The following is a 13273-nucleotide window of genomic DNA, read 5'->3' on the forward strand; positions in this document are numbered from 1 at the left end:
AGGCCCGCCGCCAGGGCATGATGAGGGAGTTTGTCCCCCACGGGAGAGCCGCATGAAGGTCCACGGAAAAGCCACGCGCAGCATCTGGAGCGAGCCGGATGGCTCGGTGGGCATCATCGACCAGACGCGCCTGCCCCACGCGTTCGTGACGCTGCGGCTCACGACACTCGAGGAGGCGGCCCACGCCATCCGCGCCATGCAGGTGCGCGGGGCGCCGCTCATCGGAGCGACGGCGGCCTATGGGGTGTGCCTCGCGCTGCGGGTCGACGCGGGAGACGGAGCGCTCGAGCGGGCGTGCGCGCTCCTGCAGGCCACCCGGCCGACGGCGGTCAACCTGAAGTGGGCGCTGGATGGGATGAGCCGTGTGCTGCGCCCCCTGCCCGCCTCCGAGCGGGTGGCGGCGGCCTGGGCGCACGCCGCCGCGCTGTGTGACGAGGACGTGGCCATCAACCACGCCATCGGGAAGCACGGACTGAAGCTCATCCAGGAGGCGTGGGAGCGCAAGGGGCGCCAGGGCCGGGTGAACGTGCTCACGCATTGCAACGCGGGGTGGCTGGCCACGGTGGACTGGGGCACGGCGCTCGCGCCCCTGTACCTCGCGCGGGACGAGGGCCTGCCGGTGCACGTCTGGGTGGACGAGACGCGGCCGCGCAACCAGGGCGCGAGCCTGACGGCGTGGGAGCTGGGCCAGCACGGCGTGCCCCACACCGTCATCGCCGACAACGTGGGCGGCCACCTCATGCAGCACGGCGAGGTGGACCTGTGCATCGTCGGCACGGACCGCACCACGGCCCGGGGCGACGTGGCGAACAAGATCGGCACCTACCTCAAGGCGCTGGCGGCCAGGGACAACGGGGTGCCCTTCTACGTGGCGCTGCCCTCGCCGACGATCGACTGGACGCTGGAGGACGGCGTGCGCGACATCCCCATCGAGCAGCGCGACGGGCGCGAGCTGACGGACGTGAGTGGACGACTCGCCTCGGGCGAGGTGGTGACGGTGCGGGTGACGCCCGAGGGCAGCGCGGTGGCCAACTACGGCTTCGACGTGACGCCCGCGCGGCTCGTCACGGCGCTCGTCACCGAGCGCGGCGTGTGTCCGGCCACGCGAGAGGGGCTGCTGTCGCTCTTCCCCGAGCGGCGCGAGCTCGGCGGGAGGACGGGCACGTGAGCGCACCGGACGAGCGCGCGCTGCGCGAGGAGATGATCGCCACGGGCCGCCGGATGAACGCCACGGGGCTCAACCAGGGCACCAGTGGCAACCTGAGCGTGCGGGTGGAGGGCGGCTTCCTGCTCACGCCCTCGGGGATGGACTACGACACGCTCGCGCCGGGGGACATGGTGCGGATGCGGATGGACGGCACGTACGAGGGGCACCGCGAGCCGTCCACCGAGTGGCGCATCCACCGGGACATCCTCGCCACGCGGCCCGAGGTGGGGGGAGTGCTGCACGCGCATTCCATGTTCAGCACGAGCCTGGCGTGCCTGCGCCGGCCGATTCCGGCCTTCCACTACATGGTGACGCGCGCGGGGGGCGAGGACATCCGGTGCTCGGACTACGCCACGTTCGGCACCGAGGAGCTGTCGCGGCACGTGCTGGTGGCGCTGGAGGGCCGGCTGGCGTGCCTGATGGCCAACCACGGCATGGTGGCGTTGGGGGCGACGCTGGCGGGGGCGTTCAAGCTGGCGGTGGAGGTGGAGACGCTCGCGGCCATGTACTGGCGCGCGCTCCAGGTGGGCGAGCCCGTGCTGCTGGAGTCGGCGGAGATGCAACGGGTGCTGGAGAAGTTCAAGACGTACGGCCAGAAGCCCACGCGCGGAGGCTGAGCCCCTGAGCTCCGTCCTCTGGGGTCCCGGCACTTCTCACGAACTCGGTGCTGCTTCCGTAGCGTCTGGCCCCCGCGGCCTCGCTTCCTTCTCGAGGCGCGGCGTAGAGCGGCGCTGTCGCGAAACCTGCATTGCTCCCCTTGGGCAAATCACGCAACAGACCCATCCAACCGGCCAGCCCACAGGGGCACCGCGCTCCCAACACGCGGGCGTCACGTGGCCCACACTCGAGGCGGAAGTGTCCCTTCTGCCAATTGTGGCGGAAGCGTGTCTCACGCACCTTGAGCGATCACGATCTGGCATGTGGAATGGGCCGGTTCCTCCCTAGCCCGTGAGTCCCTCATGAACCTGAAGAACCTCGCCTCGAGCCTCGCCGTGCTGTCCCTGGGCCTGACGTCCGCGTGTGTCTACACCGAGCCCGTCCCCGGAGACGTGACCTTCACCTGGACCTTCGACGGCTACAGCTGCGCCCGCGATGGCGAGGTCAGGGACGTCCACATCACCATCCCCGGCGAGTCGCTCGAGAACCGCGGCTACTACCCCTGCAGCGCCAACGGCTACGACGGCGTCACGCTCTACGACTTCTACCCGGGCGACTACGACTTCTACATCGAGGCCATCGATTATTCCGGCTACGTCTCCTTCGAGGCGAGCGGCCACTTCTACGTGGATGGCGACACCCACGTGCGCGTGGATCTCTACCCCGCTCGCTGACGAAAACCGCACGCTCCGGGTGTCCGTTCCTTGTCAGACCCCCCCTGTATTCTTCCTCTCATGCACGACGCATCAGGGAGGCCGATCATGAACGGACGCACGGAGTCACCCCACGTCTCGGAGAACAAGCTGGGGCGCTACCTCACGGCGGCACCCGCGCTGCGCAAGCAGCTCATCCACACCCAGAAGCATCCCCCGGATCCGCGTTACCTGCGCTACCCCGACGCCGCCCACGCCATCACCGACTTCCTCTGCCATGGCCAGGACGAGTCCATCCTGCGCCGCCACCAGCACCGGCTCGCCACCACCGTCTTCGAGTCCGAGTACGACGCGCACCGCGCCCAGTCGTGCATCGAGGCCATCGAGCACTACCGCCGGCTGCACCCGTCCCTGGGGCTCGGCGGCCTCATCGCCACCACCGTGGGCGACGCGCCGCCCCCGCTCGAGGTGGCCGGCGTGAGCATCCAGGTGCGGCCCCAGGTCGTGCTCCAGGCGGTGGACGCGCACGGCGACAACCAGGTCGGCCTGCTCAAGCTCTACTTCTCCAAGCACCACCCGCTGGACGAGCGCTCCGGGCAGTACATCGCCACGCTGCTGAGCGCCTTCGCCGAGCAGCACCTCGCGCCGCTCGGACCGCTGGATTCCCGGCGGATGCTCGTGGTGGACGTGTTCGCCGGCCGGGCCTACTCGGCCCCCCGCGCCCGCACGCGCCGCCTGTGCGACGTGCGCCACGCCTGCGAGGAGATCGCCGCTCGCTGGGCCGTACACTAACCGACGTTCCCCCCTGCCCGGCGGGGAACCGGTTTCGCGCGCCGCCCTTGTCGCCAGGGGGGTGGGTCGTTCAGACTCCCACCCCTCACGCTATCTCCTAGAGGGGCGACGGCCTTGGTGGACGCATTGTGGGAACGACGGGCCTTGCTCGTCTCGGGCAAGGGCGGCGTGGGCAAGACGACCGTCGCGGCGGCGCTCGCGCGCGCGGCGGTGAGTGCCGGCAAGCGGGTGCTGCTCGCCGAGGTCGAGCTGGGCTCGGAGAACGCGGACAGCCCCTCGCCCCTGGCGGAGCTCGTGGGCGCGCGCCCCTCTGGCGCCCAGGTCGTCTCCGTGTCCGAGCGCCTGTCCTTCGTGCGCCTGTCGGCCATCGAGGGCCAGCGCCTCTTCCTCCAGGACATCCTCCCCCTGAGGGTCATGGCGGACGCGGCCATGCGCATGCGCGCCCTGCGCCGCTTCCTGGAGGCCGCCCCCGCCCTGCGGGAGATGGGCGTGCTCTACCAGATGCTCCACCTGCTGCGGCTCACGCGGCCGGATGGCCAGGCGAAGCACCCCCTGTGCATCCTGGATCTGCCGGCCACGGGCCACGCGCTCGCGCTCGCGGCACTGCCCGACACGCTCCTGTCCGTCATGCCCGGCGGCCCCATCGGGCGCTCGGTGCGCGAGGGGCTCACGCTCTTGAGGGATCCCGCCCTCACCGGCACGGTGCTCGTCACCCTGCCCGAGCCCCTGCCCGTGAGCGAGACGCTGGAGCTGGCCACCGCCATCGGCAGCCACGGCATTCCGCTCGCCGCGGGGGTGCTCAACCGCATGCCGGACAATCCCTTCTCGCCGGACGGGCGGGACGCGGTGAAGCGGCTGCTCGAAGCGCACGGGCCGCACCGGGGCCAGCGCGCGCTGGGCCGCCTGGACAGGGCTCGCGCGGCGCAGAGCCGGCTGGAGACGAACTTCCCCGCGCAGCTGCTCACCCTGCCGGAGCAGGCCGCCACGGACAGGCGCCTGGTGGAGCAGCTCGCCGCGCACCTCACCCGAGTGCCCTCGACCCCCGCCTCGCGCGAGAGCGCCGGAGCCCAGCCATGAGCCTGCAATCCCTGCTGCGTGACAAGCGCGTCCTCGTGCTGTGTGGCGCGGGCGGCGTGGGCAAGACGACGACGGCGGCGGCGCTGGGCGTGGCGGCGGCGCGCTCGGGCCGCAAGGTGCTGGTGCTCACCATCGACCCCGCGCGGAGGCTCGCCGAGGCCATGGGCCTGAAGGAGGGCGGCGCCGAGCCCACCACCATTCCCCCCGAGCGGCTGTTTGCCGGGGGCACGCCGGGGACGGGCCGGCTGGACGTGTGGATGTTGGATCCGCGCGTCGTCTTCGAGCGCTTCGTGCACCGGTTGTCGCCCACGCCCGAGGCGGCGCGCACCATCCTCGACAACCGGCTCTACCGCTTCCTGTCGGACCTGGTGGCGGGCATGCAGGAGTACGCCGCGGCCGAGGCGTTGGATCACTTCCTCGACGAGGGGAAGTACGATCTGGTGGTGCTGGACACGCCCCCGAGCCGCCACGCGCTGGACTTCCTGGAGGCACCGGGGCGGCTGGCGCGCTTCCTGGATGATCGCATCGTGTCGCTCTTCCTGCCCGAGGAGAAGGGACGCGGGGGGCGGCTGTGGCGCAAGACGTCGCAGCTGCTCGGCAACGTGCTGGGGAGCATCTTCGGCGAGGGCTTCACCCAGGAGATGCGCGCCTTCCTCGGAGCCTTCAGCGGACTGTTCGCCGGCATCCGGCTGCGCGCGGACCGGCTGCGCGAGCGGCTGTCGGCGAAGGACGCGGCCTTCCTGCTGGTGACGTCGCCGGAGCAGGCGTCGCTGGACGAGGCGTCCTTCTTCCGGGACATGCTGCACGAGAAGGGCCTGCCCTTCGCGGGCTACGTGCTCAACCGGAGCTGGGCGCGCGAGGACGGACTCCTGCCGCCCGAGGGGCTGTTGCGGCACGTGGAGGACGACACCGCGCGCGGCGGGGTGGAGGCGCTCATCCGCCTGGCCGAGCAGGAGCGAGCCCGGGCCGAGGTGCACCGGGGACTGTTGCAGCGGCTGGCGGAGAAGCTGCCCGCGGGCGCGGTGGCGGTGGCCGCCCCCGAGTCCGGAGGCGAGCTGGAGGACTTCGGGGGCCTGGTGCGTCTGGGCGACGCGCTCGCCATGGGCTAGGCCGGCACGGTGGCGGGCGCCTCCGAGCGCGGCGCGCTGCCCCGGCTCAGCTCCAGGCCCAGCACGCGCGAATCGAAGTACGCGTAGAAGCGCGAGATGCACTCGCCCTCCCACTCGATGATGGACACGCCCTCGTAGCTCACCGCCGCGCCGTTGTGCGCGGTGCCGTTGGACTCCCACTCGAGCGCCACCCGGTCCCCGGATTCGATCATGTTGCGGAAGGTGGACTTCACCTGCCGCAGCATGCCCTTGTACTCGGCCCAGAAGTCCCGCGCGCCGTCCTTGCCGTGGAAGGTCCGGTGGGAGACCACGTTGCTCACCTGGGAGTCCTCTCCGAAGAGCGCCAGCAACGCGTCCAGCTCGCCCGTCTCCTCCAACCGCGTCAACGCATCCACGAAACGCCGTGCTCGTTCCATCGCCATGGGGTCTCTCGCTCCGTCTGGGTGAGGGGTCCTGTCCCTCGACGGTGAGCACGACCCGCACGCCCGGCCCGGCGCACCGGCCGCCCGGCCGCCCCGCGAGCGGCGGGCCCCTCGTCACGGAGCGAGCCCGGCGCCGGGGAAGCCCGCAAAAGCAAGGACCGCGGCCCGATACGGGCACCGCGGTCCAGGGGAACTCGACCCTGTCTCCCGGAGCAGGGTCGGTCCAGGGGGGCAAAAGCTGTCAGCCCAGCACGTCGAGCGCGCGCTGGTAGTAGGCCTCGCGGGAGGCCAGGCCGTTGTAGCCACCGTTGATGCGGCGGGTGACCTCGCGGAAGTTGCCCGCGTCGGCGTACTGGTTGAGGTTGCGGCTGTTCCAGAACCAGGCGGCGGTGCGGAAGCCCACGTCCGGATCCGCGGCGCGCTTGGGATTGTTCTCCAGGTCGATGCCGAGCGCCTGACCGGCGGCGCGGTAGTTGGCGCGGCCGGTGAGCTGGATGGGACCACGGCCCTTGAAGCGCACGCCATCGCCCGGCTGCGTGTTGCCGAGATCTCGGCGGCCCTCGTAGGCGGCGCCCGAGGCGATCTCCTCCATGTAGCGGAACTCACCGCTCTCGTGGGCGAGCTGCGCGAGGAAGGCGGCCTGGCGCTTGGGGGTGTTGATGCCGGCCTCGGCCATGGCGCGGTTGACGTGGGGCAGGTACTGCTCGGCCTTGGCCTGGGACAGGTTGGGCATGATGCGGCGCAGCTGCGCGAGCGACACGCCGCCCTTCGAGCCGGGCTCGTTGCTCGGGCCGGTGACGGGGCCGGCGCCGCCCGTGGAGGGCTTGCTGGGGGCGGGCTCGTAGTGGTCACCCGCGGGCACGCGCAGCTTCTGGCCCACCTGGATGAGGTTGGGGTTCTTGATGCCGTTGGCCTGGGCGAGCGCGCTCACCGTGGTGCCGTAGCGCTGGGCGATGCCGCTGAGCGTGTCCCCGGAGCGCACGGTGTAGCTGCCGGAGCCGGAGCTGGGAGCGCTGGGGGCGCTCGCGCCGCCCTTGCCGGGGATGGAGAGCTTCTGACCCACCTGGATGAGGTCGGGGTTCTTGATGCCGTTGGCCTGGGCGAGTGCGCTCACCGTGGTGCCGTGGCGCTGGGCGATGCCACTGAGCGTGTCCCCGGAGCGCACGGTGTAGCTGCCGGAGCCGGAGCTGGGAGCGCTCCCCCCACCGGGGACCGTGAGCTTCTGGCCCGCCAGGATGTGGTTGGGGTTCTTGATGCCGTTGGCCTGGGCGAGCGCGCCGACCGTGGTGTGGTAGCGCTGGGCGATGGCCGAGAGGGTGTCGCCGCTACGGACAGAGTAGGTGCTCATGTTGAGGGCTCCGTGCGGAAGAAGGGGGAAAGGTGGGGAAGCTTTCTCCTATTCTCGCAACGGCCGAGAAACAGTTGCTTGGAACCCGGGATTTTTCCCCCTGGCCGCGCAAGCCCCTGGATTCACAGGGGCCTCGGGCACCGCTACTTCTCCGGCGGGAAGTCCTTGAGGATCTTCTCGACGGCGCTATCGATGAGCTTCTGGCTCTTCCTGGCGTTCATGTTGTCGGCCAGGGTGGCCTCGGCCGTGCCGCGCCAGACGAGGTTGTTGGACCTGGCGTCCACCACGTCGAGGATGAGCGTGCCCTCGCGGTACTCGCGCACGCTGGCCGTGGGCACTCCCGCGCCGCCATAGGCGACCGGACCGAAGAAGGGGTCGTACCAGGGATCCCAACTGTAGCCGTAGAAGTTGTTGATGACGTCCACGTCCACCCGCTTGTCGATGGCACCGTGCCAGCCCAGCTTGAAGTCGGGTTTCTGGTTCTCGTCCACCAGGCGGTAGCCGCGCTCGGCCAGCTCCCGATCCACCGCCAGCCGGACCCGGGACTGGATGATGGAGTTGTAGATGCGCGTGTCCGCGCCCTCCTTCATGGGCAGCCAGGAGTACGTACGGTAGCTCTCGAGCGCCTGCACGGCACTGGGATCGAAGTTCGTCCGGGTCTGGATTCCCGAACAGGCGGCGAGCGCCCCCACCAACACCGCTCCAGCCAAACGCGAGGACAAGGACATGTCGTTCTCCTTCAGCGCACCACGGGTACGTTCGTGGGGGAAGGGTAGTCATCCCGCGTGCCCGGGAGCCCCGCAGGCGCGCGACGCCGCCCCGGTCCCGATTGGCTGCTCGCCCCCTCATTGACCGGCCTCAATGACCGGGAGAACGAGGCGGGCGGACTCACCCCGTCTGGGCGCCCACGGTGTCGCGACCGGCGAGCCGCGCCACCGCCTCGATGAGCGCCGCGGGCTCCAGCGGCTTGGCCATGTGCACCTGGAAGCCCGCGCGGTAGGCCCGCCGCGCGTCCTCGGCGCCCGCGTAGGCCGTGAGCGCGATGGCCGGCACCCACTGATCCCTCTCCTCGGCCCACGCGCGCACCCGCCGCAAGAGCGAGTGCCCATCCTCGCCCGGCAGGCCGATGTCCGACACCAACACGTCCGGCAGCGACTCCTCCAGGCGCGCCATCGCCTCGGCCGCCATGCTCGCGGTGTCCACCCGCGCGCCGCGCTCGCGCAGCATCATCGCGATGAGCTCGCGCGCGTCCGGCGCGTCCTCCACCAGCAGCACGCGAACCCCGTCGAGATTCACCGCCGGTGCCGCCTCCACGCCCGGCAGGACCTCGGCATGCACCTCGGGCAGCACCGCCGGCACCGGCAGCGTCACCATGAAGGTGGCGCCCCGGCCCTCGCCCGGGCTCTCCGCCTTCACGCTCCCGCCGTGCAGCCCCACCAGGTGGTGCACGATGGCCAGCCCCAGCCCCAGCCCTCCGTGCTCGCGCGTGGCCGAGCCATCCGCCTGCCAGAAGCGCTCGAAGAGGTGCGGCAGGAAGTCCGCGCGGATGCCCTTGCCGGTGTCCGTCACCTGGAGGCTCACCTCGCGCTCGGCGCGCGTCACCCGCACGCGCACGTGCCCGCCGGCCGGGGTGAACTTCACCGCGTTCACCAGCAGGTTCCAGCACACCTGCTGCAGGCGCCCGGGATCGCCCACCAGCAGCGCCGAGCCCGTGGGGCCCACGTCCACCTCGAGCGCGAGCGACACCCCCTTCTGCTCCGCGTGCGAGCGCACCACCTCCACCGCCGCCTGCACCACGCCCACCCACTCCACGCCCTTCCTGTGCAGCGTGAGCTTGCCGGTGATGATGCGCGAGACGTCCAGCACGTCCTCAATCAGCTGCGCGAGCGCGCGCGCGTTGCGCTCGATGACGCCGAGCCCCTTGTCCACCGCGCGCGCGTCCCCCTGGCGGCCGCGCAGCATCTGCGTCCAGCCGAGCACCGCGGTGAGGGGCGTGCGCAGCTCGTGGCTCATCACCGCGAGGAACTCGTCCTTGGCGCGGTTGGCCGCCTGCGTCTCCGCCATCAGCCGCGTGTTCTCGATGGCCACCGACGCCATGCGCGCGAGCTGCACGAGGATGGCCTCGTCCTCGGAGCTGAAGTCGCCCTCGTACCGGTCGGACAGCTGGATGAAGCCGAGGTTCTTGCCATCCCGCCCCACCAGCGGAGCGCCCAGCCAGCCGCGCAGGGGCGGCAGGTGCGTCTGCCGGCCCGAGCCCCGCCACTCGGGGTGCGCCTCCAGCTCCGCCTGCGTCAGCCGCATGGGCAGATTCAGCCGGCACACCCACGAGTAGATGCCCGTCCCATCCAGCCGCGCCTGCTGCTCGCGCCACGCCGCGTACCGGTCCGACAGCGACACGGCGGTGCTCGCGCGCGCCCAGTCGCCCTCCAGCACCAGGCTGGTGAGGGCCTGGTGCGCGCCAATCACCTCGCGCGCCTGGCCGGTGATGGCCTTGAGCATGTGGCCGATGGAGTCCGCCTCGCTGATGACGAGCGCGGCGCTGGCCAAGCCCTGGAGCTGCGCGGCGTGGTGCTGCTCGCGCGCGAGCAGGCGCTCCAGCGCGGCCTCGCCCTGGCGCTGGCGCGTCACGTCCCGGTGTGACCCCACCCACTCGCGCACCGTGCCATCCGGCTCGCGCACCGGCACCGCGCGCACCAGCATGTCGCGATACGCCCCGTCCTGGCGCCGCAGCCGGTACTCGTACTGGAAGGGCGTGCTCGCGGAGAGGCACTGGTTCCACAGGCGCGCGGTGGCCTCGCGATCCTCCGGGTGCACCGCGTCCAGCCAGCCCCAGCCCAGCAGCGCCTCGCGCGTCTGGCCCGTGAAGGCGCGCCAGTCCGGCTGGTCCTCGACGAACTCGCCCGAGGGTGGCGTCACCCAGGTGATGTCCATGGTGGCCGTCACGAGCGAGCGGAAGCGCTCCTCGCTGTGCCCCAGGTCGCGCGCCAGGGCCTCGGCGGTGCGGCGCGAGCGCACCAGGTCCGTCACGTCGTAGGCGAAGATGGCCAGGCCCTCCACCCGCTCCGCGGCGTCGCGCTGGGGGTGGCAGGCGATGTCGAAGAACAGCTCCTCGGGGAGCTGGCCCGGCTCGCGCGTCAGCTTGAGCGGCCGGGCGCGCCCCACGTAGGTGCTGCCCGACACGTACACCCGGTCCATCACCTCGAGCAGGCCCTGGCCCATCAGCTCCGGCAGGGCCTCGCGCACCGGCAGTCCCACCAGCTCGCGGTTGCCGTGGAGGCGGCGGTGCAGGAGGTTGGAGAAGATGAAGCGGTGCTCGGGGCCCCGGGTGAGGCACACCGCGGTGGGGCCCAGCATCAACATGTCCTGGAAGCGGGCGCGCTCGCCCTCGATGGCCAGGCGCGCCTCGCTCTCCGCGGCGAGCAGCCGCACCCGCTCGTTCTCCACCAGGCGCCGCTCCGTCACGTCCCGCAGGAAGAGGGCCAGCCCGTCGCCCGAGGGCAGCGCCCGCGACTCCAGCCACATCTCCGCCGGGGCGAGCAGGTCCTCGAGCACCACGGGCGCGCGCGTGGCCATGGCGCGGCGCCACGCCGGGGCGAAGCCGCTGTCCGCCAGCTCCGCGAGCCCCTCCCACAACACCCGCCCCAGCAGCGCCTCGCGCGAGCGCCCCAGGAGCCGCTCGAGCACGGCGTTGCACCACGACATCCGCCACTGTCCGTCCACCACGAGGATGCCATCGGTGACACCATCGAGCAGCACCGCGCGCTCCTCGGGGACGGGGCGCGCGAGGCCGCCGAGGGAAATTCTGGACGGCTCGTGGATGGGCATGACGGGCGTTCCTGGACGGGAGCCCCTGGTTAGCAGAGCACGGGGGGCACGCGCCCCGGCCCGGGCCCCGAGTGTTGAGCGCAGGCCGCTCCGAGGTGGGAGTAGCAAACACCTCGTCCACCTGAAGTTGTCCGGGGGGCGGGGAGGCGGCCTTCCCGGACGAGGCCTTGTGCCCCGGGAAGGCATCCGTTAGCAGTCGGGCCGCGCCCCCATGTCCATGCCCCCTCCGTCTCCGTCCGCCGCCCACGCTCCCGAGCCCTCGCCCTCCGTCCCCGCCGCCGCGACCCGCCGGCCCTGGCTGCCCGTGGCCGCGGGCACCCTGTGTCTGCTGCTGCTCGGCGTCGCGTTCGTGTGGCCGCGCGCCCAGCCCCTGCAGCGCCTGGGCACGCTGCCGGACTTCACCTTCACGCGTCAGGACGGCCAGCCCTTCGGCCGCGCCGAGCTGCTCGGCCGGCCCTTCGTGGCCAACTTCATCTTCACCCGCTGCCCCACCATCTGCCCCGTCTTCACCCAGAAGATGGCCCAGGTGCAGAAGCGCACGGCGGACCTCGGCCCGAAGCTCGGGCTCGTGTCCTTCTCGGTGGACCCCAAGTACGACACCCCCGAGCGCCTCACCGCCTACGCCGCCCGCTACGGGGCGGACCCCTCGCGCTGGAGCTTCCTCACCGGGGACTACACGCGGCTGCAGGACACCGTCGTCGGCGGCTTCAAGATCGCCATGGGCCGCAACAGTGACGACGAGAACGACATCCCCGGCATCTTCCACGGCTCGCACTTCGTGCTGGTGGACGCCACGGGGGAGATCCGCGGCTACTACGACAGCGAGGACGACGACACGGTGGAGCGGCTCACCCGCGACGCCGAGCGCCTGGTGCGCGGCGCCGAATAGGCGGAGTGCTGGAAAACGCCCGGAAGGCCACACCGACCGGGCGAGCGTGCGTCATGTGGGTGACGCACTGCTTCCAATCGTGCCCCCCGTGCATAGCTTGGCCGGGCAGCCAATCCAAAGGGGGACGCACATGTTGAACTACAAGGATCAGCTGGTGGGCAAGCTGAGGCACGTGGCGGTCAAGGCGGGCGTCCAGGGCGTCCACTACCTCGCCGAGGGCGCCGCCGTGGCGACGAAGGCCATCGAGCAACTCCAGGAGAAGCTGGCCCGATACGAGGAGCAGGAGGAGGAGCGCCCCTCCCGACGCGCCTCGCGCGAGGAGCGCGACGAGGCCGGGGAAGGGTCCGAGCTGCGCGCGCGGAAGCGGGCCACCGCGGAGCTCATCATGGACGAGGCGCGGGCGGTGCAGCAGCGCATCAAGCAGGCGCGGCCGGCGCGGCACCCGCTCGAGGTGACGGTCGAGGCGAGCCCCGAGGCGGGCGAGTCGAGGACGCAGGGCCGCAAGACGACGCCGACGGCCACGGCGCCCAAGCGGGCCACGGCCCGGACGGGAGGCTTCAAGGCCAAGCGGGGCCAGAAGCACACCCACGACCACTGACGTGGGAGCGCGCCCCGCGCGGGTGGACTCAGGTGCGGGTGACCTTGGGGGAGGCGGACCGTGACAGCGAGCGGCTGTGCATGCGCGCGCTCTTGACGGACACCCCCGAGGCCTTCATCTGGGCGACCTTCTCGGCGGCGAGCCGCTCGGCCTCGGCCTTGCGGACCAGGTCGTCCGCGGCGAGCTGGGCGCGGCGCTGGACCATGCGCTCGCGCATGCCCTCGGCGGACATGTCCACGTGGGCGCGGTGCAGCCGGTAGAGGAGATCCTCGCGCAGGGTGCCCTTGCCGCGCGCCGGCTCCACGGCGCCGGACAACCCGACGATGAACTTGGGGCGCTCCTCCTGCGTCTGGAGGCAGCGCACGAGCAGCCCCTGGGTGACGAAGTTCAGCCGGGCCACGTCGGGGATGAACACCACGCCGCGCGTCTTCTTGAGCGCCTCGGTGAGCTGCTCGTTCTGGCGCACTTCCAGCAGCGCGCCCTCGTGGAGGAAGTTTCGCGCCGCCACCGAGGCCCACGTCCGCCGCTCATCCTCCGTCCCGCCACTCACGAGCACCGAAGCACGATTCGTCAGCAGTTCCTCTTCGCCGTAGCCTTGCGATGCCACAGGTAGCCCTCCTGGTCATGACGGCTCTGGGCAAAGATTAACGCAAAACGGGTTCCCCTTGGAACACTTGCAAGTGCTGACGAGCCGAA

13 protein-coding genes are annotated in these 13273 nt (G+C 71.6%); 8 read left to right on the forward strand and 5 right to left on the reverse strand.

The genetic code is table 11. From position 1 onward, the window contains the following. Nucleotides 1-52: 52 nt before the first annotated feature. From mtnA to CYFUS_RS49125, 6 genes are all read left to right on the forward strand, one after another. Nucleotides 53-1168 (forward strand): S-methyl-5-thioribose-1-phosphate isomerase, encoded by a 1116-nt coding sequence (gene mtnA / locus CYFUS_RS49100; protein WP_095991533.1) that lies wholly within the window; start codon nt 53-55, stop codon nt 1166-1168. Between the two features lie 32 nt (nt 1169-1200). After that, complete coding sequence (locus tag CYFUS_RS49105) at nt 1201-1824, forward strand: class II aldolase/adducin family protein (RefSeq protein ID WP_095992677.1); 624 nt, start codon at nt 1201-1203, stop codon at nt 1822-1824. A 342-nt stretch (nt 1825-2166) separates the two neighbouring features. Beyond that, the gene (locus tag CYFUS_RS49110) at nt 2167-2538 is read left to right on the forward strand and encodes a hypothetical protein (protein ID WP_095991534.1); all 372 of its coding nucleotides are present in this window, start codon (nt 2167-2169) and stop codon (nt 2536-2538) included. A gap of 87 nt (nt 2539-2625) precedes the next feature. Then, nucleotides 2626-3309, forward strand: coding sequence for a hypothetical protein (locus tag CYFUS_RS49115; RefSeq protein WP_095991535.1), 684 nt, complete (start codon nt 2626-2628; stop codon nt 3307-3309). A 117-nt stretch (nt 3310-3426) separates the two neighbouring features. Continuing rightward, nucleotides 3427-4386: an ArsA-related P-loop ATPase gene (locus CYFUS_RS49120; protein WP_232537901.1), complete on the forward strand. Its 960-nt coding sequence runs from the start codon at nt 3427-3429 to the stop codon at nt 4384-4386. Beyond that, complete coding sequence (locus CYFUS_RS49125; protein ID WP_095991537.1) at nt 4383-5495, forward strand: ArsA family ATPase; 1113 nt, start codon at nt 4383-4385, stop codon at nt 5493-5495. Before CYFUS_RS49120 ends, CYFUS_RS49125 begins: the two co-directional genes overlap by 4 nt. On the opposite strand, the gene CYFUS_RS49130 is transcribed toward CYFUS_RS49125, so the two are convergent. The 4 genes from CYFUS_RS49130 to CYFUS_RS49145 form a co-directional block, all read right to left on the reverse strand. Further along, nucleotides 5492-5917, reverse strand: coding sequence for a nuclear transport factor 2 family protein (locus CYFUS_RS49130; protein ID WP_095991538.1), 426 nt, complete (start codon nt 5915-5917; stop codon nt 5492-5494). The genes CYFUS_RS49125 and CYFUS_RS49130 overlap by 4 nt on opposite strands. 241 nt (nt 5918-6158) lie before the next feature. Further along, nucleotides 6159-7265 (reverse strand): LysM peptidoglycan-binding domain-containing protein, encoded by a 1107-nt coding sequence (locus tag CYFUS_RS49135; protein ID WP_095991539.1) that lies wholly within the window; start codon nt 7263-7265, stop codon nt 6159-6161. Nucleotides 7266-7408: 143 nt separating this feature from the next. Next, a complete protein-coding gene (locus CYFUS_RS49140; protein ID WP_095991540.1) occupies nt 7409-7993 on the reverse strand; it encodes a DUF4136 domain-containing protein in 585 nt (194 codons plus the stop codon). Nucleotides 7994-8153: 160 nt separating this feature from the next. Continuing rightward, nucleotides 8154-11090: an ATP-binding protein gene (locus tag CYFUS_RS49145; RefSeq protein ID WP_269770191.1), complete on the reverse strand. Its 2937-nt coding sequence runs from the start codon at nt 11088-11090 to the stop codon at nt 8154-8156. Nucleotides 11091-11301: 211 nt separating this feature from the next. Here CYFUS_RS49145 and CYFUS_RS49150 point away from each other — a divergent pair, with 211 nt between their 5' ends. Both CYFUS_RS49150 and CYFUS_RS49155 read left to right on the forward strand, forming a co-directional pair. Then, on the forward strand, nt 11302-11979 hold the full coding sequence (locus CYFUS_RS49150) for an SCO family protein (protein WP_095991541.1): 678 nt from the start codon (nt 11302-11304) through the stop codon (nt 11977-11979). A 130-nt stretch (nt 11980-12109) separates the two neighbouring features. After that, the gene (locus CYFUS_RS49155) at nt 12110-12577 is read left to right on the forward strand and encodes a hypothetical protein (RefSeq protein WP_095991542.1); all 468 of its coding nucleotides are present in this window, start codon (nt 12110-12112) and stop codon (nt 12575-12577) included. 28 nt (nt 12578-12605) lie between these two features. Here CYFUS_RS49155 and CYFUS_RS49160 read toward each other — a convergent pair whose 3' ends face one another. Then, nucleotides 12606-13184, reverse strand: a complete 579-nt coding sequence (locus CYFUS_RS49160) for a Fis family transcriptional regulator (protein WP_095991543.1) — start codon at nt 13182-13184, stop codon at nt 12606-12608. Nucleotides 13185-13273 lie beyond the last annotated feature (89 nt).

The sequence above is a fragment of the Cystobacter fuscus genome, from assembly GCF_002305875.1.
Taxonomy (GTDB): Bacteria; Myxococcota; Myxococcia; order Myxococcales; family Myxococcaceae; genus Cystobacter; species Cystobacter fuscus_A.